Below are 20076 nucleotides of genomic sequence, written 5' to 3' on the forward strand. Positions count from 1 at the left end.
TTTATTGTTGGGTTTTACTATTTACTCTTATTACCCGGCTTTGGAAAAACCTGGTGTATGTTTGCCCAGTTATGCCAAAGGCTATCCAGTTGGTGCACTTTTTCCGGATGTTTTAATTTCAGATCGGTAGTTTCAGTTTTATCCTGCGACAAATCATATAAATGCCAGGTTGTATCATTACTTAGCGATACCAGCTTCCAGTTTCCTGAACGGGCGTATCTCGCGCCGAAATGTTCGTTAAACAAATCCTCATGACCGCGAGTTTGTTTGCCTTTAAAGCTTGGTACAAGACTAATGCCCGTAGTCGGCGGGATGTTATGCCCTTTATAAGTTTTAGGATATTGAGCCCCGGCCAGCTCAACAAAAGTGCTCATGAAATCCATCACATGCCCTACATGGTCATTAAAACCTCCTTTGTTGGCAGTAATTCCCTTTGGCCAAAAGGCAATCATCGGGGTGTGGATGCCGCCCTCGTATGATTCGGCTTTCCAATACTCATACGGGGTATTAGCCACATTTGCCCAGCGGGGACCAATGGATGAATACGTAGTTTCCGGACCAGGCAATGCTTCCTTTTTTGTAGCATAAACTATTTTACGGCCATCACGAGTTTCATTTGGGCGGTCAAATCCGGGACCATAAGCAGCACAGTTTTCGGCACTGGCGCCATTATCCGACAGGAAAACAATCAGCGTATTATCCAGTTGACCGGTTTCCTTCAATGTTTTGATGATGCGGCCAATGCCCTGATCCATCCTATCGATCATGGCGGCATGAACAGCCATCGCCATAGCGTCCCACTCTTTATCAGGGTTATTCTCCCATTGGAGGTCGCCATTCCATCGGTCGGATAGTTTAGTTTTTGTCGGATCGATCAGGCCAAGCTTCACCATTTTTTTGTACCTCGCTTCGCGGATTGCCTGCCAGCCACCTTTGTAGGCGTCTTTATATTTGGCAATATCCTCTGGCTTTGCCATTAACGGCCAGTGCGGTGCGTTTTCGGCAACGTACAAAAAGAATGGCTTTAACGATTTAGCATAGCCCCTGATATAAGCTACCGCCGTATCGTTAATAGCATCTGTATGATAGTAATTTTTGCGGACTGTTTTAATAGGCGTGGTACCGCTAACCAAACTAAACGGATCGTAGAAATCAACCACACCCCAAATGGTTCCGAAAAATTTCTCGAACCCACGGCTGGTTGGATACTGGCTGATAGGCGAAAAATCGCCAAAATCTTTATGGTGGTTTAACCAGGCTAACTGATCCTGTGCATTAGGCTGACCGTTGGTATTTGACACATGCCATTTGCCCGACATGGCCGTATGATAACCGGCAGATTTCAACACTTCAGCCAGAGTAACCGCATTATCAGTAATATGGCCAAGGTAGCCGGGTTCGTCTTCGGCATCGGTCATTTTACCTATACCAGCCTGCTGATTATATAAACCAGTAAGCAGGGAAGCCCTTGTTGGGCAGCAACGTGATGTATTATAGAATTGCCGGTAACGGATGCCGTTTTGAGCAAGATAATTGACATTGGGTGTATTGATCTCCCCGCCATAACAACCCAGGTCAGAAAAGCCCATGTCATCGGCCATGATGACTATAATATTAGGTCGCTTCTTTGCCTGCTTGACTTGCTTTGCTGATTTAGCCTGCCATGCACCCGAAACAAGCGCTATTGCACCGGCGCAAAATAAACCGGCATACAGTTTACATTTATTCATAGGCGATCATATTACCTTGCACCAGGGCCGGTTAAATTTATGTTTTCAATAAAAGCAGGATGGTTAAAATGTCCGGGGCTGCTATGCATGAACATATACAGCACAACGAACAGTTTTGCAAACTCCAAATTAAGGCAATCATTTTACACAAAACGGCTCAATTATTGGTAAAATCGTATCATTTTTGTGATGAACTTTGTGTCCATCAAGCATATGAGCTTATACATCTCCCTTTCCGAACGATTAAAAACCCAGCACCTTACTATCGAACAATTGGTTGCTAACATCAGCAATGATAAGCTAACCAAACTTTCTGCGCCCGGTAAATGGAGCGCGTTAGACAATATAGCCCACCTTGCCCGATACCAGAAAATATTTATAGCCCGCATACATCTGATCCTTAATAAAGATACACCTGTTTTTGATCGGTACAACGGAGATCTCGACCCGGATTTTACACCATTCAGGTTAATGCCTTTGGCCGAACTACTTGATATCATTAATACAGACAGAACAACTATCGTCAATCAGCTATCGGGGCTTAATGAAATAGAACTGTCTCGTATTGGAGTGCACCCTAAATATGGCAGGCTTACCATTTTAAAATGGGCTGAGTTTCTTGTACTGCACGAGGCTCATCACCTGTTTACCATTTTTCAATTAGTTAACGGTACCGAATAATTTTATCCAACAAAAAAGGCAACCCGATGAGCTGCCTTTTATACTTTATTATTAAATTTTTTGTTACTGTGCCAACTTCACTTCAACGCGACGGTTAAGTACACGGCCTTCTTCGGTAGAGTTATCAGCAATCGGTTTGCTTTCGCCCCAACCTTTTACAGTCAGGTTATCGCCGTTAACACCACTGTTAACTAAATACAATTTTACAGAGTTTGCCCTGTCAACAGATAATGACATGTTATGCTCGGCGGTACCTTCGGCAGAAGCATTACCATTTAAAATAAACTTAGCCGATGGGTCTAACTTCAATTCCTTAACAATATGATCTAAAGTTTGATAAGATGCAGTTTTTAACACTGCAGAGTTAAACTCAAACTGAATATTGGTGAAATTATAATCTGGTTTTTCCGGAGCCGGAGCAGGTGGCGGCGGCGGAGTTGGTGCTGGTTTTGGAGCAGGCGGAGGTGTTGCAGGTTGTGCTGGCTGAGCCGGGGGCGGTGTTTGTACCACAGCTTTTTTGGTTTTGCAGGCCTGGGTAGTGATAGCTAAAACAGCTATTGCAAGAGCTAATAAAGGTGTTTTTAGAGTTTTCATATCTAATGATTTGCGTAAACATAAAAAACGTTGGCATAATGTTTATAGTGCCCAACCATAATTTTATGGTTAAACAACGCTTTTTACATACGGGTGTAGATTATTTAATCAATAGTTATGCCATTTGCCTTGGGACCTGCAAATCCTGATGAAGAATCGCCTTTAAGAGTCTCTTACTTCAACGTTGTCGTTAAAAAAAGCCTCTGCAAATCCCCTACACACTAAAAATACCAACCCAATTCCCTTGGCTATTCTTATCTTGCCGGCACCTTTGTAAACCATCGCCATGAAAAAATTATTTGCTGCAATTTTAATTGCTGTTACAACCCTCACGCAATTTGCGTTTACGCCTGAACAAGCCAAGCCAGATAAATCTCCTGCAGAAAAAGCTGCCGAACAAATCCTCAAAAAACAAATCATGACCGAAGCTGCCTGGGCCATGCAGCAGCAACCGGTTACCGTTACAGCGTCATCTTCACCCAGAAGTGCGGGTGGTAAGCACGACTTTTTTTCGGAAGCCGATTATTTCTGGCCCGATCCAAAAAATCCCGACGGCCCGTACATAAACCGTGATGGCATGACCAACCCGGATAATTTTGTGGAACACCGCAAAGCAATGATCCGCTTCAGCAAGATCGTCGGCGCGTTGGCTTCAGCATATAAATTAACCGGCGATGTAAAATATGTTAAACAGGCCGTTATCCACCTCAAAGCCTGGTTTATTGATCCTGAAACCATGATGAACCCAAGCCTATGGTTTGCACAGGCAGTTAAAGGGCAATTTACCGGTCGTAATTATGGCATTATCGATACCATTCACCTGATGGAAGTTGCACAGGGCATTATTGTGATGGAAAAAGCCATGGATGCTGAAACCGTTGCCAGTGCTAAAAAATGGTTTGCCGACTATACCCAATGGCTCATGACCAGCAAACCGGGCATGCAGGAAAGAGATGTCAAAAACAACCATGCCACCTGCTGGGCCATGCAGGTAGCCTCATTTGCCAAACTATGTAAAAACGATGTAGTGCTTGATTCCATACGTTTTAGATATAAAAATATATTACTTCCCCGCCAAATGGGAACTGACGGTAGCTTCCCTTTAGAGCTTGCACGTACCAAGCCGTATGGCTATTCAATATTCAATCTTGATGCCATGACCATGCTTTGCCAGATCCTTTCAACTTCACAGGATAACTTATGGAATTTTGAAACACCGGATGGCAAATCCATCAAAAAAGGAATAAGCTACCTTTACCCCTTTGTAGCAGACAAAAACAAGTGGACTTTAAAGCCAGATGTAATGTATTGGAACAACTGGCCAGTTGCACAACCTTTCCTGCTGTTTGGCGCTAATGCATATCATGAAAATACATGGCTTACTACCTGGCAAAAACTTGACCATAACCCTCAGGTTGAAGAAGTTATCCGCAATTTACCCATCAGGCACCCGCTTATCTGGCTTTAAACCGGGTAAGCGATTTACCCCAGCAGCTCATTTTCCCCTGCTATAATAATATATAACTGTGAGTTAAGCGTATCACAAAAATATTTCTTTGCTAAAAAGGTGGATTTCCCCCGTTAAAATTGCACTACAAAAGCACTACTACGCTTGCGATTAAATCGTATTGAGGTTATTATTAGGTATTTATAAATAGATGTTTATATAATTTTACTCATACCAAAACATCTATTACACCTATTAACGCGTCTTTCCTGATATTAGTATATGATATTCATAAGTATCATGAATTTGGTTAACAGGTTTGTGTTTTATTGCCCGGCTTATTTATAAACCAAATAATACATCAAAAACCACTTAACAAACTTAACTTATGAGATCAAAATCTAACTCTTACCTCCTTGGGCTATTCCTGGTCGCTATGGCGGCACTATCATCCTGTAAAAAGGATAACATGAACCAGTTTAAAACCGGTGGCGACGCTAACACCAACAACAGCAATAAAACAGTAGCTGTTAACAACGCAGTGCCGGTTGCTTCATTTAAAGTAGTTGGCTATCTCCCCAGCTGGCAGGGCGACGTAAATACGGTACAGTACAGCAAATTAACCCATGTTAACTATGCTTTCCTTACCCCCACCAATACCGGAGGGCTGAACCCGCTTGATAACCTTTCCAAATTCACTACCCTGGTATCAAACGCGCACAATAACAATGTTAAAGTAATTATATCTGTTGGCGGCGGTGGTGGTGGCGATGCCTTCCACCCTATTGTAGCTAATTCGGGCTACCGTACTGCTTTTGTTAATAACATGGTTAATTTTTGTAACCAGTACAATGTTGATGGGGTAGATATCGACTGGGAGTTCCCATCGGCAGGTACCGAAACCAATAATTTTTATTTACTGCTGCAGGAGTTATCAACAGCTATGCACAATAGTGGCAGGGTTTGTACCATTGCTTCCATTTCGGTCGGAGCAACCTATGTTACCAATAATATGTTCTCCATTCTGGATTGGATCAACATCATGGATTATGATGATAACAACTTCCAGCATTCAACTTATCAGTCGGCAGTTGATTGTTTAAGCTACTGGGCCGGACGCGGTTTACCTGTTGCCAAAACCATACTGGGTGTTCCATTCTATGCCAGGGATAACCGGTACGATTATTCGACCATGAACTATGTTGACGTGTTGGCTATTGGCGGCAGTCCTAATTCAGATACTTTCCAAACTTTTGGGTATAACGGTATCCCAACCATTAAAAGCAAAACCACGCTGGCGCTTAACCAGGCCGGCGGTATGATGATCTGGGACCTGGGCGGCGATGCAACAGGGGCTAACTCCCTGCTTTCGGCCATTAACTCGGTTATCACAGGCGGCACTACCACACCACCAAATACACCGCCAATAGGCACTGTTATATCACTTAAAGGCTTTAACGGCAAATACGTAAGCGGCGAGAACGGTACCCAGGCCATGAACTGTAACCGCACAACCGCCGGTGATTGGGAGCACTTCACCGTACTTGATGCAGGCAATGGCAAAATTTATCTGCGCAGCATGGGCAAATATGTATCATCAGAAAACGGCACGCAAGCCATCACCTGTAACCGCACAACCCCAAGTGACTGGGAAAAATTTGACTGGATAGTTACCACCGACGGCAAGATCACCCTGCGCGGCAACAACGGAAAATTCATCTCCAGCGAAAACGGCACCCAGGCCATGACTTGTAACCGGGCCACAGCATCAGGTTGGGAAGCTTTTGGGTTGAATCAGTAGAAAAAAAAATATTATTAAAGCAGGGGGGACGAGCGGTTCCCTCCCTTGGGAGGGTGCAGGGAGGGGGTTCGATGACATGCTGTTATAGGCAAAGCGTATAACCCCTCCCTGCTATCGCTCTATCCCTACGCGCCCCTCCCAAGGGAGGGAATTTTAAGACTTATGCCTTAATCCGTTTACCAATAAACCACCTTTATGAAAACAACTTTAAACTCCCGCCTGCTATGGTGCATAGCAGTAGTATTCTTCGCGCTTTCATCATGCCGTAAAGACAATTTTTCACCCAATCAGCCTAATAACCCGGTTGATAACAGTTCTCAAAAACCTGTAGCAGTTGATGCTGTACCCGGCTTTAAAGTGGTAGGCTATTTGCCAAGCTGGGCCGGTGCGGTAAGCTCCGTTCAGTTTTCAAAACTTACCCATGTTAATTATGCTTTTGTGGCGCCTACTCCGTCGGGCGGTATTGGCGCGGTAGATAATGTATCCAAGCTGCAAAGCCTGGTATCAACCGGCCATGCCAATGGTGTAAAAGTACTGGTATCATTTGGCGGCTGGAATAATGGCGACGACAGCGCATTTGAAACATTAGCTGCCAACGCAACATCCCGTACCAATTTTGTTAACAATCTTATCAACTTTGCCAATCAATACAACCTGGATGGCATCGATATCGACTGGGAATATCCTGATGACGGCGCTTCGGCTAACAACTATGCCGCCTTAATGTCGCAGTTAAGCACAGCGCTTCACAACCAGGGTAAATTGTTAACCGCAGCAGTGATATCAAGTGATGGCTCAAGTGTATTGAACAGCGTATTTGGTTATGTCGACTTCCTTAACCTGATGGCTTATGATGGCGATGGCTCAAACCACTCACCATACTCACTGGCACAAACATCATTAAACTACTGGATCGGTCGCGGCTTGCCAAAGGCTAAAGCCATTTTGGGAGTTCCGTTTTATGGCAGGGAACCTTACACTTCTTATGCAGATATTCTTGCCGGAGGCGGCAGTCCTAATTCAGATACCTGGAATGGCATTGGTTACAACGGCATCCCAACTATTAAAAGCAAAACTACCCTGGCCATTAACCAGGGCGGCGGTATTATGATGTGGGAACTATCTCAGGATGTTACAGGTTCCAACTCATTGCTTTCGGCCATTAACTCTGTTATCAACGGCAGCACAACGCCGCCATCATCTCCGCCAATCGGTACCGTTATTTCGCTTAAAGGCTTCAACAACCTATACGTAAGTGGCGAAAATGGCACGCAAGCTATGAACTGCAACCGGGCAACAGCGGGCGATTGGGAACATTTCACTGTGCTTGATGCAGGCAGCGGCAAAATCTATCTGCGCAGCATGGGTAAATACGTATCATCAGAGAACGGCACACAAGCCATCACCTGTAACCGTAACACACCTGGCGACTGGGAAAAATTTGACTGGATAGTTACCACCGACGGCAAAATAACACTGCGTGGCAACAACGGCAAATTCATTTCCAGCGAAAACGGTACGCAAGCCATGACCTGTAACCGGGCCACAGCATCGGGCTGGGAAGCTTTTGGTTTAAATCAATAAAACTATTAACTGCTTATACAAAAGGCCGGGCTATGATTTCAGTATCATAGCCCCGGCTGCTTTTCAAAGTATTGTATATCTTTTTATTGCTAATCCATGAAAATGTAATTTCGATGGAGCCCGGACGGACATGGGCGCTGGGGCGAATGAGAAATCTTGTACACCCGGACAAATGCAAATGCAGGGCGTAGAAGATTTCTCCTCACCCTTACCACACAAGTCCCCTACCTGTTCGTTCGAAATGACAACAGTAATTTGTTATTTTCATCAAAAATCACTTTACAAACCTCGGCAACAGGTTAGCGGCGGCACCCATCATTTTTATTTTATACCGATAACCTCCGCCAAAAGCATCTTCTTCTTTTAAAAACTCGTGGTTCTTTTTACTGATCCAGTATGTTTCGGTAAAGTGACGGCCATTATAATCGCTTTCGTTGTATAGCTTCCAGCAATCAACCCTGTTACCATCTAAAGTGGCAATTACCTCGCTGCCGGTTACTTTATAAACCACATAAAGCGGTGCCGGGATTCCGGCCTCATAAAAAGGTATGGCAAAACTTTTGCCTTCGGCCAGCGGTAACATCTCAAAGGTTTCAATGTCTAAATTCCAGTTAAGGTTAGGGAAAGTAAAATCAAGCTTAAAATTCTTTGCTTCATTATTGGCAACGGTATCGGCACTTGTGATCTTATCAGAGGCCCAGTTAAACGCTTTTGTTTTTTTGCCGATGGTTTCTGAATGATAGATCGGCTCAAAATTCGCTGCTTTATTGATGGAATATATCGATCGATACGATGAGCTATCGCTGCCATACCAGTGCTGGGTTACGGTAAATACCTTTTCACCGTTGCGGGTTTCGAGATTGATATCGCGCAGCCAAAGCCAGAATTTTAGGGCGCGGCTGTCTTTGGTATTTTGAAAATATACCAGGTATTGTCTTAACCCCGGTTTAAGCGTTGAAGTATTCAGGCGCTTGTCTTTTATGCGGATGGTATCAGTTTGGGCAAATACTTTGGGCGTATGTGATAACAGTAGTAAAAGGCTAAGGCTCACGGCTATGATTTTCTCGGCTAATTGTTCGGTTTTCATGATAATTTGATTGTTTGATAAGGACGCTTTCTGTTAATAATTCAAAGCTGCTTTTTATCAACCGCCGGGTAAAATCAATTAAACCACTGCCTCTTTCTTTTTAGCCCGATACTACATTTATTCAATAATGTACCCATAGCACGGTTTGTTAAACTATTACCTGCATTTATTGAATAAATAGCAGCGATGGTTTAAACCCGGCATTAACAAACAAAAAGCTTAGTAATTTTAAAAAATGCAACTATTTGAAGCCCGTCCAACAATTAAACAGCTCCAGGTTTTGGTATGGGTATCTGTGTGCCTGCTCCTCTTTTTTTCTTATTTGCCGATGGATGGGGCATCTCAATCGGCCATGTACGCCAGTGTAACTACCGCTTTTTATGCCATCATTATATATGGCAACATATCGGTTTTATATCCACTGTTTTATCAAACAGGCAAATATGTTTGGTATGTATTGCTGGTGATCCTATTTATAGCGGCAACCGGTGCACTGCGCGGATATATTACTTTATTACTCTACAACAGCTACTTTGCGAAAACGCCGGAGCCGGTCAACTTAAAAGCTATTACTAACTATATTGCGGGCGGGGTACTTATTTATATGCTGAGCCTGATATTCCGGATAGCGCTGGAATATTTTAAGCTGAAACAACAAACCGAAGAGATCATCATACAAAAAAGCCAGGCCGAGCTAAACCTGTTAAAATCGCAGGTACAGCCGCACTTTTTGTTCAATACACTCAATAATATTTATTACGAAGCTTATCGGGAAGCGCCCCGGACGGCGGCATTAATTGAAAAACTTTCGGATATCATGCGCTATTTTGTTGATGAAAGCCCGAAGGATGATGTAACCATTGGTACCGAGGTACAGTTCATCGAAAACTACATCGCATTAGAAAAAATCAGGATCAGGCATGAAGTAGTAGTATTTTTTGAAAAAAATTTTAATTCCGATCTCCGTATTCCGCCTATGTTGCTGATGACTTTTGTTGAGAATATTTTTAAGCATGGCATAGATAAATCAAGCGAGCAAAACCTTATTGGTATATCTTTGGTTCAGCAGGATGGCTACTTGTTTTTTAAAACCAACAATGCTATTCACACCGAAGCAGGAAGCAAGCGAACTGCCGGCTTTGGTATTGCCAATTTAACCAAAAGGCTAACCATGCTGTACGGCGCAGATTTTGATTTGAAAATCGACAACAGTAATAATACCTTTTCGGCATTTTTAAAGATCCCGGTAGCATGAACTTAAGCTGTATCATAATTGATGACGAACCCAACGCGGTAAACCTGCTCGAAATATTGGTGCAGCAAAGTACCCAATGGCAGCTTAAAGCCAAGTGCTATAACGCGCTGGAGGCATTGGCTTTTTTGAAAAACCACAAGGTCGATTTTATCTTTCTGGATATCAACATGCCGCAGTTAACCGGTATGGAGCTGGCCGGTCTGCTGCCCCCGCAAACCAAAATCGTGTTCACAACCGCCTATTCGGAATACGCTGCTGAGAGCTACACCTATCAAACCATCGATTACCTGCTCAAGCCCATTACACTGAAACGTTTTTTAGCAGCTATGCAAAAGATTGAAGCTTATTTTGGGAAGGCTGCACAGGTAGTACCTAAAACCCAAGCCGTTGATGAAGGCTACTTCTTCGTAAAATCGGGCAAAGTATTACGCAGGATCCTGCTGGATGAGATTTTATATTTTGAAGGCGAAAAGGAATATGTACGCCTCGTTACCGGGAGAGAACAACTGCTTATTTACCGCAGGCTTAAGGATATTGAAGAACAGCTTTCGGCCCCATTTGTACGTGTACATAACTCCTATATTGTAAACACCAGGCAACTGGTAAAAATTCAGGACAATCACATTTATATCGCCGATAAACATATCCCGGTGAGCGAAAAATTTAAGGATGGCTTTATGGCGATCATTAATAAAAGGATATTTTGAGTATATGGGCTGTCACGAGAGTAAAATAGATCAGCTCATGAATTGATTTGACCTAACACCTTATCAAGTTTCTGAAAAGTAGATTTCCAACCAAACTCATAATCATGGGCCGATTCGTGCCCGACATGAGCATGTTGAAATTTCATTTGAGTGGATTCGCCATCAGGCTCCAGCAATACCGTAACAAATGATTTAACGCCAGGTTCACTTTTCCAGTTCCATGTGAAAGTTAGTTTATTCGGTTCGTCAACTTCTGCATAAACACCATAGCAGGTATGTACCGTTCCGTCACCGTTTTTAAAAGTAACCTCAAAAGTACCACCTGGTTGTACATTAAGCCTGGCTTTAATCCCTGTGCCCTGAGGATCGGAGCCAAACCATTTCAGAATAAGGCTGGAATCTGTCCAGGCTTTCCAAACTCCGGCTATAGTTGCATTAATGTGGTATGCTATGTTTATGGTATCCGTTGCTTCCATTTGGTAATCTTAAATATTGTAAATGAGTCATATATATATTTTAACCTAAAATATGCTCCGGATGTTGTGTTACCTATGAATTGAAATTTAAACTATAACATTTGACTCGTCCGAAAAAACCATACACTAAAAAAGGGGGTTAAGACTTTTTGGGCCTAAAAAATACTTAACTATCTTATTATAAATAGTTTAAATAAAAATTAGTGCTAAATTATGTTAACCCTGTTAACCCCTATTTTGTTAATAAAGTTAATTAAATGGAAACTATGTATCGCTTGAGTATCTGAATAAGTAAAAAAAAGCTGTATCACGGTTTATGATACAGCCTCTTTGCTATAAAAAATTACATAATGCTTATCTCTTTACGATACTGTTATCTCCCCCCTCAAATCCGTTTCCAGCCATTCTTTAACCTGCAATGGGTCATCGCTTTGGCCCAGCAGGTACATCATTTTGGTTACCGCAGACTCGAAAGTCATATCATAACCGTTAGCCACTCCTACATCCTTCAGGTGTTTGCTGGTTTCATAACGCCCCAGTTCAACGGTACCAACCTTACATTGCGAGATATCAAGAATTACTTTGCCACTATCGATGGCGTTTTTCAACAGATCGATAAACCAGCTATCGGTGGTAGTATTGCCGGCGCCAAAAGTTTCCATTACTATGCCCCGCACATCAGCGCTTAAAATATTTTCAACCACTTTAGGGCTTATACCAGGATAGAGTTTCAATACGCCCACATCACTTACCAGGTTGTTGTGCACAATGAGGGAGCTTTCATCTTCGGGCAACCTGATATCGTTTACGCTAAAACGTAAATGCACTCCCGATTCCGCCAGTATTGGATAGTTTGGTGAGCGGAAAGCCTCAAACTTTGATGAATTGTACTTAAAAGCCCTGTTACCGCGGAAAAGTTTATAATCAAAATAGATACAAACTTCAGGCACACGGGCGCGATCATTCTTTTTGGCTTTGGCTATCTCAATAGCCGTCATCAGGTTTTCCTTCGCATCCGTACGGATAGCGCTGATAGGCAATTGTGAGCCTGTGAAAATGATTGGCTTGCCTAAGTTCTCTAACATAAAACTTAATGCCGATGCAGTGTAAGCCATGGTATCTGATCCATGCAAAATTACAAAGCCATCGTTGTCATGATAGTTAGACTGGATAAGTCCGGCAAGCTCGCTCCAGATCTCAGGGTTCATGTTCGACGAATCAATGATCTCATCAAATGAATGTACTTTGATACGGCAGTTAAGCTTTTCAAGCTCAGGCACATTATCCATTATTTGCTCAAAGTTGATAGGCTTGAGCACCTTTGTAACCGGATCACTCATCATACCTATTGTCCCTCCGGTATAGATGATTAAAATTTGGCTCATTAATTAAGTTTATGCTGTGGTAAAATATTAAACAATTTAAATTCCGAATACAAGCCTGGAATTTTCGGTAGTGACCCCGGCCACTTTTTCAATGCTTGTGTGGTGAAGCTCGGCTACCTTCTCGGCAATATACACCAGGTACGAACTTTCATTAGGTTTACCCCTGAACGGAACGGGCGTAAGGTACGGAGAATCTGTTTCTAAAACTATATGCTTTAAGTCAATTTCCGGTATTACTTTATCGAGTCCTGAGTTTTTATAGGTCACTACGCCCCCTATCCCAAGATAAAAATTAAGGTCGATCACCTGTTGCGCCTGCTCAACTGTACCGCCAAAGCAATGAAAAATACCGCGCAGTTTTTCATCAGCCTCCTGTTTCAGCACTTCGTATACCTCGTCAAAAGCATCACGGCAGTGAATCACTATCGGCAGGTCAAGGCTTTTAGCCCAGTTGATCTGCTTTACAAAGGCATCTACCTGCTCCTTCAAGTGGGTTTTATCCCAATACAGGTCAATACCGATCTCGCCTATGGCATAAATTTTATTTTGCTGATGGGCATCCATAATCGCTGCAAGCTCGGCCTCCCAATTTTCCTTTACATCGCAGGGATGCAAACCCAGCATCGGGTAACAATATTGAGGATAATCGTTTACCAGGCCATAAACCAATGGCACAGAAGCGGCATCAACATTGGGCAAAAATAAACGGGTGATGTTATTATCGATACAACGCTGCATTAACGCTGCGCGCTTTTCAGGAATGGTTTCGTAATATAGATGGGTATGCGTGTCGGTTAAAACCATGCTGCAAAAATAAACCTTGAATACTTAATAACGAATTTATAACTGCAAAGTATAAACCCGCTTAATTAAAAATTGCCTCCTGTAAACAAAAAACCTCCTGCTTTTGGGGCAGAAGGTTGATTATGATACATTTCCAATTAATTGGTCTTTTTGGCAGGTTTCACTTTTACCAGTTCCATGTCAAACGCCAGCGTACTGTTTGGCGGGATAGCCCCCGAACCTCTTTCGCCATAAGCAAGGCCCGACGGAATGATGAAGGTAGCTTTTGAGCCTTCGTTCATCAACAGTAAGGCTTCTTCCCATCCGGGTATCACACGGCCTTCGCCAACAACAACACTGATAGGCTCATAAGGACGGCCAGGCTGATCTAAACCTGCAGCTTTGGCGTTAGCTTCAATGCTGCTGTCAAATACCTTTCCGTTAAGTAATTTGCCTGTGTAATTTACCAGTACGGTATCGCCATTTACCGGTTTGTATTTATCGGTAGGCGCTGTAATAACATACTGAAGACCAGAGCTTGTGCTGGTAGTTTTAAGTCCGTGAGAGGTTATGTATTCATTGGCAGCCGCAATTTCGGCTTGCTTTTGTTTCTCCATCGCAGCATTTCTTTCGGCCATAGCTTCATTTATCGACTGGATTTTTTCCATTTTTATCACGAAACTTAGGAAACTGCCTTTAGGGAAAAACGGCGGACGGGCCTCTTCATGGCCTTTAAATATTGAATCGGCAGGAATTTTCACCAATGCGCTGTCTTTGGCTGCAAGTAATGGAAAAACATCCATCATATCGCCCAAACCGCGCGATGGCTGAATTTGCGCTTGTGCAGGGTGCCCGGCAGTGTAGCTGCTAAATAACACGGAGTCCTTACCTGTTTTTTGAATAAAGTTAAAGGTAATCACGTCGCTAATCTTAGCCTTTGGACCAGGGTTAGCAGTGTAGATTTTATAAAATGAACCTTTGCTTGTTTTAAGCATTCCGGTCACTTCGGCGGGAGTGACGCTCTTTTTCACAACAGCAGGCTTTTTTACAACTCCGCTTTTAGCTGCAACCGTACGCTTTTTCACGCCACCTGTTTGTGCATTAGCGTTTAAAGCCGAAATGGTTAGTAAAGGAGCTATAAAATATAAGATGTATTTTTTCATAAGCTATAAATAAAAAAGCCTTCCCTGTTTTGGGCAGGAAAGGCTTTGTAAAATAGTATAATTATTTCGTGGTCGGAGCTGCCGTTGGCGTTGGCATTTGCATTTGCGGCATAACCGGTTTTGGTGCATTTGGATTTGGGTGGACGATATTTACCAACTCAACCTCAAATACAAGCGGTGTGTATGGCTGCATTTGCGGGCTGCCCTGATCTCCATAACCTAATGATGAAGGAACAACCAACACCGCTTTGGTACCTTTGTTAAACAGTTGGAAAGCTTCATCCCAACCTTTAATCACTTTACCTTCACCTACCGGGATACGGATAGGCTGATAAGGGTTCATCGGGTTGATCTGCATTTTTTCTTTCACAGCAACTTCTTTAATACTTGTTTCCAAAACTTTGCCGCTAACAAGCCTTAAAGTATAGTTGATTACTGCAGTATCACCAACCGCTACATTTGCACCGCTGCCCGGAGTAGTAACAGCATAGTTTAAGCCTGAAGCTGTTTTTACAAATTTCAGGTCTTTATGACCATCTAAATAACCCTGGATTTTAGCAGGCTCTTTACCTTTAAGCGCATCGGTTTGACCTTTCATGTATTGAGTAACACGATCGCGGAAAGCTTGCTCATTAAGAGCGCCTTTTTGAATAACCTTTTCAATTTTAATTGTATAAACCAGGTATTTGCCTTTAAAGCCCGGCGGGCGTTGCTGGCCTCCTTTAAATACCGAATCGGCAGCTATTTTGAATGTAGCACTATCGCCTTCACCCAGTAAGCTTAAACCAGAAACAATATCGCCTTTAGTTTGAGGTTTAGGCATCAGCGTTGGTATAGGCTGGCCATTATCATATGAGTTATTGATAATTGAATCTTTATCCGTTTTAAGGATCATGTTCAGTGTCAAAAAGTCACCTTCCTTAACTTTAGGATTGCCTTTTGAAGTGTGGATATTATAAAGCAAGCCGCCTTCGCCCTGCTTAAACCCACCGTTGCAACTTGCAAATCCTATAGCCGCAAGTGACAGAAACATCAGTTTTTTTTTCATCATTACTTTTTTACTGTATTAATAGCTTTTTATATTCGGGTAAAATTTGTTTAAATTGAGTTATAACCTCTTCAAGGCTATGTTCAGAATGGCCGCCGGCGGCATTACGGTGACCTCCCCCATTAAAGTATTTTTTGCAAATCTCGTTAGCCGGAAACTCTCCTTTTGACCGTAACGAAAGTTTTACCCTGTCGCTACGTTCAACTATAAAGGCTGCCAAACGGATGCTTGCCATTGATAATGCATAATTCACTACGCCTTCTGTATCGCCGGTTTCAACGTCAAACCGTTCCAGATCTTGTTTGCTAACGGCAATAATAGCGGTATTAAATTCGGGCAGTACTTCCAGGCAATTAGCCAGGCAATGCCCCAAAAAGCGGAGCCTGTTTTCAGACGCACTATTATACACCAATTCGTGAATACGCCAGTTCACCGCACCTGCATCAATCAGGTCGGCTACAATGCGGTGCACTGCCGATGTAGTGTTTGGAAGCCTGAACGAAGCAGAGTCGGTCATGATACCTGTATAAAGACAGGTTGCCACGTCCTTGTTTACAAGCTCTTTATGGTGAAGTTCATTTACAATAAAATCATATACCAGTTGCGCGGTGGCGCAGGCATTGATATCCCAGTGCCTGTAATCGTCAAAATCGGCCGGCTCCAGGTGATGGTCGATCATGATCTTATAGGCACTGCTTGCACCTACAAGTTCGCCCATATCATTGATACGGCTTAGGGCATTAAAGTCAAGACAAAATATAAGATTGGCGTCGGCTATCAGCGCGGCAGCTTCTTCGCGGTGCTCAGTATAAATAATAACATTCTCATTACCGGGCAGCCAGCTTAAAAAGTCAGGATAATCTGTAGGGGCAATAACCCTGGCATGATGGCCCTGCTGTATTAAATAATTATATAAGCCCAATGACGAACCCATAGCATCACCATCAGGTTTATGATGGGTAGTGATCACTATTTTTTGAGGTTTCGTTAAAAGGTCAGTAAGCGAAGCTAAATCTAACATCAATTCTTAAAAAAAGAGTTGCAAAGCTAAATAAATAAATGAAATACAAACCATCTAATTTAATTCAAAAAGCTTTATCTTACAGTTACAAAAGCCTATTTTTGCCGCAAATTTTAAATATCCGCGCAAGTGTGGATTAAAACTAACCGAACAAAGGCAAATAGTTTATTAATAACCCAAAAAAGTAATAATTATTTCAATGAAAACTAACAGAACATTTACCATGATCAAGCCTGATGCTGTTGCTGACGGCCATATCGGTGCAATTTTAGACATTATAACCAAAAACGGCTTTAAAATTGTAGCGCTTAAATACACTAAACTATCTGCCGAAAAAGCCGGACAGTTTTACGAAGTACATAAAGAGCGCCCTTTCTATAATGGGTTAGTTGAATTTATGTCATCAGGCCCTATCGTAGCGGCGATCCTTGAAAAAGACAACGCTATTACTGAGTTCCGCACTTTAATTGGAGCTACTAACCCGGCTGATGCTGCCGAAGGCACTATCCGTAACCTTTATGCAAGGTCAATTGGCGAAAATGCTGTTCACGGTTCAGACTCTGATGAGAATGCCGATATTGAAGGAAACTTCTTTTTCTCGGCTTTTGAAAGGTTTTAATTAGCCTTATTTCGGGCGTAATCAAGCAATCAGCGGGTTGCGCCCGAAATGTTTACGTTTTTCTTGCAAGTATGGTTACATTTTTTTTAACTTTACATCCGCACCTGAACTGTATTACATATTTAGAAAAACCGATAACCCTGAGCACCATGAAACCGCTATTCAAATACATCTTTTACGTACTAATATTGGTATTATTGGTTATTGGCTCTATTATGCTTTACAGAACTCATCCTGAAGCACAACTTGCTTTCACTATCCCGGGCTTGTTCATCCTTGCCTATTCAAAGCTTACCGACGATCTTAAATTAAAGCACCACAGTTTGCGCATGCTTAGAGGAAGATAATTTCTTCAACCAGCACACTTTTGGCTTCGTTATTTATTTTTTCAATTATCTGGCTGCGCATCAGCATCAGTTCATTTTTTATTACTGATGATTCTATCCGCAGAAATAATTTCTTGTCGCGTACAAATAACTCTTTAGTGCGGTTAGCTACCGATTTGCCTACCAGGTTTGGCCATGCTGTAATAACGCCGGTTTCATCAAAACGCCTTTTGATCTTATACACATTAAGCATTTGCTCAATAGCTTCTTTAAGTGTTTTGTCGTTAGTTTTACGCATCAATCGTTCCTCCCTTTACTTTAAATAGCTTAACAGGCACTCCTATTTTATTAAAAACGTTTTCAACACGCTCAACGCCGGTATCAGTGATAAAAACCTGGCCAAAATCGTTGTTAGATACCATTTGCATTAATTTGGTAACCCGTCCATCATCGAGCTTATCAAAAATATCATCAAGCAAAAGCAATGGCTTAAACCCTTTTTGCTGGTACAAGAAAGTATACTGAGCAAGCTTAAGCGCAATTAAAAATGATTTTTGCTGCCCCTGCGATCCAAATTTCTTCATTGCCATGCCGTGAATATTAAATTGCAGCTCATCTTTATGAATACCGGCGGTGGTACGTTGCAATACCTTATCGCGGTCAATACTTTTGCTTAATAAGCTATTAAAATCATCATTAAGCAGTTGAGACTCGTATACCAGCTCAACGCGCTCAGCGTTATCACTTAAAAAATCATAATGCCTGTTAAATACCGGCACAAAAGTCTCCATAAAAGCACGCCGCCTTTCAAAAATACGATTTCCCGAAGCTGTCAGCTGCTCATCAATCACTTCAAACAGCCCCGCATCATAACGGCCGGTATCAGCAACCTGCTTTAAAAGCGCATTGCGGTTAGTGAGGATCTTATTATAAACAATCAGCTCATCTAAGTAATGATTATCTGTTTGCGATATCACATTATCAATAAACTTACGGCGTTCTTCGCTTCCTTCGGTTATAATACCGGTATCGTTTGGCGATATCATCACCAGCGGCAGTAATCCAATATGATCGGCCAGGCGCTGATAATCCTTTTTATTACGTTTAAATTGTTTTTTCTGATTGCGCTTTACCGAACAGGCTACAGCCTCGGGCTGGTCATTTTTATTAAAAACCCCTGTAATGATAAAAAAATCGGCGTCCTGCTTAATCTGCTGGCTGTCTATCGGGTTAAAATAGCTTTTGCATAACGACAGATAATGAATGGCATCAAGCAAGTTAGTTTTACCTGCACCGTTATTACCCGTAAAAGCATTAACCCCCTCGCTGAAAACCAGTTCGGCCTCATCGTAATTTTTAAAGTTAATAACTGACAGTTGCTGAAGGTGCATGGGATGGCAAATTTACGGTTTTATTTGGTTGTTCATGGTTCATGGTTGATAGTTCATGGCTATTATCATCATTTATAGACCAAATTATATCTCCCTAAATAGCCTAAAAACTACAAGCCTAAGGCTATGAACCATGAACTATCAACTATGAACTATCCCTCTTTAAAGATTTAATACAAAAGGTATTGCCAGTAAATTTGAAAACCGTATTTTTGCAAACTTAATTTTAGAACAACAATGTCAAAAACCCAGGCGAACACCAAAATTGCAGCACCAGAAAACAATTTTGGTCAGAGTGGCAAATTTGTACGCGAGAACCAGAAAAGCTTACTGTTTATTGTAGGGGCTATTATTGCCCTTATTGCAATCTATTTCATTTACATTAAATTATACTTAGGTCCACGTGAAGTAACTGCTGCTAACCAAATGTATAAAGCTCAGGATTTTTGGCAGCAAAAAAACTGGGATAAAGCTATTAAAGGTGATGCCGGTTTCCCTGGTTTTGAAAAGATCATCAGTGATTACAGCAATACCAAAGCTGCTAACCTTGCTTATTTTTATTTAGGTACAGCTTATTTAAACAAAGGCGATTACCGTAAAGCTATTGACAACCTTACCAACTACCGCGGAGACGACAACATGGTTGCAGCTGAAGCTTTTGGCAGCACCGGCGACGCTTATGTTGAACTGAAAGATTACGAAAAAGCAGAAACCTATTTCAGCAAAGCTGCTGATAAAGCAAAAAATAAATTTTTATCTCCGCTTTACCTTAAAAAGTTAGGTTTAACTTACGAAGCTCAGAAAAACAACAAAGATGCGGCTGAAGCATACAAGAGAATAAAAACTGAATATCCAGAAAGCGCAGAGGCTCAAAATATCGACGAATATATAGCCCGCGCCGAAGCAAAACAATAATTTTAATATCGGATTTCGGATGTTCGATTTCGGATTTATGAAGTAGTGATATTACAACTTACA

Annotated in this window: 20 protein-coding genes; 9 read left to right on the forward strand and 11 right to left on the reverse strand. The window is 42.1% G+C overall.

The window, feature by feature from the left end; genetic code table 11:
• Positions 1 to 17: 17 nt before the first annotated feature.
• The gene (locus AC59JO_RS26390; RefSeq protein WP_497309229.1) at positions 18 to 1730 is read right to left on the reverse strand and encodes an arylsulfatase; all 1713 of its coding nucleotides are present in this window, start codon (positions 1728 to 1730) and stop codon (positions 18 to 20) included.
• A 213-nt stretch (positions 1731 to 1943) separates the two neighbouring features.
• Between AC59JO_RS26390 and AC59JO_RS26395 the strand changes: the two genes are divergently transcribed.
• Complete coding sequence (locus AC59JO_RS26395) at positions 1944 to 2411, forward strand: DinB family protein (RefSeq protein ID WP_413670943.1); 468 nt, start codon at positions 1944 to 1946, stop codon at positions 2409 to 2411.
• Between the two features lie 63 nt (positions 2412 to 2474).
• Here AC59JO_RS26395 and AC59JO_RS26400 read toward each other — a convergent pair whose 3' ends face one another.
• Complete coding sequence (locus tag AC59JO_RS26400) at positions 2475 to 3005, reverse strand: OmpA family protein (protein ID WP_413670942.1); 531 nt, start codon at positions 3003 to 3005, stop codon at positions 2475 to 2477.
• A 286-nt stretch (positions 3006 to 3291) separates the two neighbouring features.
• Here AC59JO_RS26400 and AC59JO_RS26405 point away from each other — a divergent pair, with 286 nt between their 5' ends.
• From AC59JO_RS26405 to AC59JO_RS26415, 3 genes are all read left to right on the forward strand, one after another.
• A complete protein-coding gene (locus AC59JO_RS26405) occupies positions 3292 to 4473 on the forward strand; it encodes an alginate lyase family protein (RefSeq protein WP_497309232.1) in 1182 nt (393 codons plus the stop codon).
• 367 nt (positions 4474 to 4840) lie between these two features.
• On the forward strand, positions 4841 to 6253 hold the full coding sequence (locus AC59JO_RS26410; RefSeq protein ID WP_497309234.1) for a glycosyl hydrolase family 18 protein: 1413 nt from the start codon (positions 4841 to 4843) through the stop codon (positions 6251 to 6253).
• 195 nt (positions 6254 to 6448) lie between these two features.
• Positions 6449 to 7837, forward strand: a complete 1389-nt coding sequence (locus AC59JO_RS26415; RefSeq protein WP_497309235.1) for a glycosyl hydrolase family 18 protein — start codon at positions 6449 to 6451, stop codon at positions 7835 to 7837.
• A 274-nt stretch (positions 7838 to 8111) separates the two neighbouring features.
• Here the strand turns inward: AC59JO_RS26415 and AC59JO_RS26420 are convergent, their stop codons facing one another.
• Positions 8112 to 8924 (reverse strand): DUF3108 domain-containing protein, encoded by an 813-nt coding sequence (locus AC59JO_RS26420; RefSeq protein WP_497309237.1) that lies wholly within the window; start codon positions 8922 to 8924, stop codon positions 8112 to 8114.
• Between the two features lie 235 nt (positions 8925 to 9159).
• On the opposite strand from AC59JO_RS26420, the gene AC59JO_RS26425 reads away from it, so the two are divergent.
• Both AC59JO_RS26425 and AC59JO_RS26430 read left to right on the forward strand, forming a co-directional pair.
• Positions 9160 to 10179, forward strand: a complete 1020-nt coding sequence (locus tag AC59JO_RS26425; protein ID WP_413670937.1) for a sensor histidine kinase — start codon at positions 9160 to 9162, stop codon at positions 10177 to 10179.
• Entirely contained in the window at positions 10176 to 10886 is a 711-nt protein-coding gene (locus tag AC59JO_RS26430; RefSeq protein WP_413670936.1) for a LytR/AlgR family response regulator transcription factor, read from the forward strand. Before AC59JO_RS26425 ends, AC59JO_RS26430 begins: the two co-directional genes overlap by 4 nt.
• Before the next feature lie 35 nt (positions 10887 to 10921).
• Here the strand turns inward: AC59JO_RS26430 and AC59JO_RS26435 are convergent, their stop codons facing one another.
• The 6 genes from AC59JO_RS26435 to AC59JO_RS26460 form a co-directional block, all read right to left on the reverse strand.
• Positions 10922 to 11362, reverse strand: a complete 441-nt coding sequence (locus tag AC59JO_RS26435; RefSeq protein WP_497309240.1) for an SRPBCC family protein — start codon at positions 11360 to 11362, stop codon at positions 10922 to 10924.
• Between the two features lie 362 nt (positions 11363 to 11724).
• A complete protein-coding gene (locus tag AC59JO_RS26440; protein WP_413670934.1) occupies positions 11725 to 12747 on the reverse strand; it encodes an asparaginase in 1023 nt (340 codons plus the stop codon).
• A 36-nt stretch (positions 12748 to 12783) separates the two neighbouring features.
• Positions 12784 to 13551, reverse strand: coding sequence for a TatD family hydrolase (locus tag AC59JO_RS26445; RefSeq protein ID WP_413670933.1), 768 nt, complete (start codon positions 13549 to 13551; stop codon positions 12784 to 12786).
• A 137-nt stretch (positions 13552 to 13688) separates the two neighbouring features.
• A complete protein-coding gene (locus AC59JO_RS26450; protein WP_413670932.1) occupies positions 13689 to 14693 on the reverse strand; it encodes an FKBP-type peptidyl-prolyl cis-trans isomerase in 1005 nt (334 codons plus the stop codon).
• Positions 14694 to 14754: 61 nt separating this feature from the next.
• Positions 14755 to 15741 (reverse strand): FKBP-type peptidyl-prolyl cis-trans isomerase, encoded by a 987-nt coding sequence (locus tag AC59JO_RS26455; RefSeq protein ID WP_497309243.1) that lies wholly within the window; start codon positions 15739 to 15741, stop codon positions 14755 to 14757.
• 10 nt (positions 15742 to 15751) lie between these two features.
• Positions 15752 to 16762: a DHH family phosphoesterase gene (locus tag AC59JO_RS26460; RefSeq protein WP_413670930.1), complete on the reverse strand. Its 1011-nt coding sequence runs from the start codon at positions 16760 to 16762 to the stop codon at positions 15752 to 15754.
• Between the two features lie 199 nt (positions 16763 to 16961).
• Between AC59JO_RS26460 and AC59JO_RS26465 the strand changes: the two genes are divergently transcribed.
• Together AC59JO_RS26465 and AC59JO_RS26470 are read left to right on the forward strand one after the other, a co-directional pair.
• Entirely contained in the window at positions 16962 to 17381 is a 420-nt protein-coding gene (locus tag AC59JO_RS26465) for a nucleoside-diphosphate kinase (protein ID WP_110586614.1), read from the forward strand.
• A 149-nt stretch (positions 17382 to 17530) separates the two neighbouring features.
• Positions 17531 to 17728: a hypothetical protein gene (locus AC59JO_RS26470; RefSeq protein WP_413670929.1), complete on the forward strand. Its 198-nt coding sequence runs from the start codon at positions 17531 to 17533 to the stop codon at positions 17726 to 17728.
• On the opposite strand, the gene AC59JO_RS26475 is transcribed toward AC59JO_RS26470, so the two are convergent.
• Both AC59JO_RS26475 and recF read right to left on the reverse strand, forming a co-directional pair.
• Positions 17715 to 18005 carry a DciA family protein gene (locus AC59JO_RS26475; protein WP_377025040.1) on the reverse strand — a complete coding sequence of 97 codons (291 nt, stop codon included), beginning with the start codon at positions 18003 to 18005 and terminating at the stop codon, positions 17715 to 17717. The two genes, AC59JO_RS26470 and AC59JO_RS26475, sit on opposite strands and share 14 nt — an antisense overlap.
• A complete protein-coding gene (gene recF / locus AC59JO_RS26480) occupies positions 17998 to 19098 on the reverse strand; it encodes a DNA replication/repair protein RecF (RefSeq protein WP_497309246.1) in 1101 nt (366 codons plus the stop codon). The genes AC59JO_RS26475 and recF overlap by 8 nt, the downstream gene beginning before the upstream one ends.
• 237 nt (positions 19099 to 19335) lie before the next feature.
• On the opposite strand from recF, the gene AC59JO_RS26485 reads away from it, so the two are divergent.
• Complete coding sequence (locus AC59JO_RS26485; protein WP_413670927.1) at positions 19336 to 20013, forward strand: tetratricopeptide repeat protein; 678 nt, start codon at positions 19336 to 19338, stop codon at positions 20011 to 20013.
• Positions 20014 to 20076 lie beyond the last annotated feature (63 nt).

This window comes from Mucilaginibacter sp. A5337 (assembly GCF_059690695.1).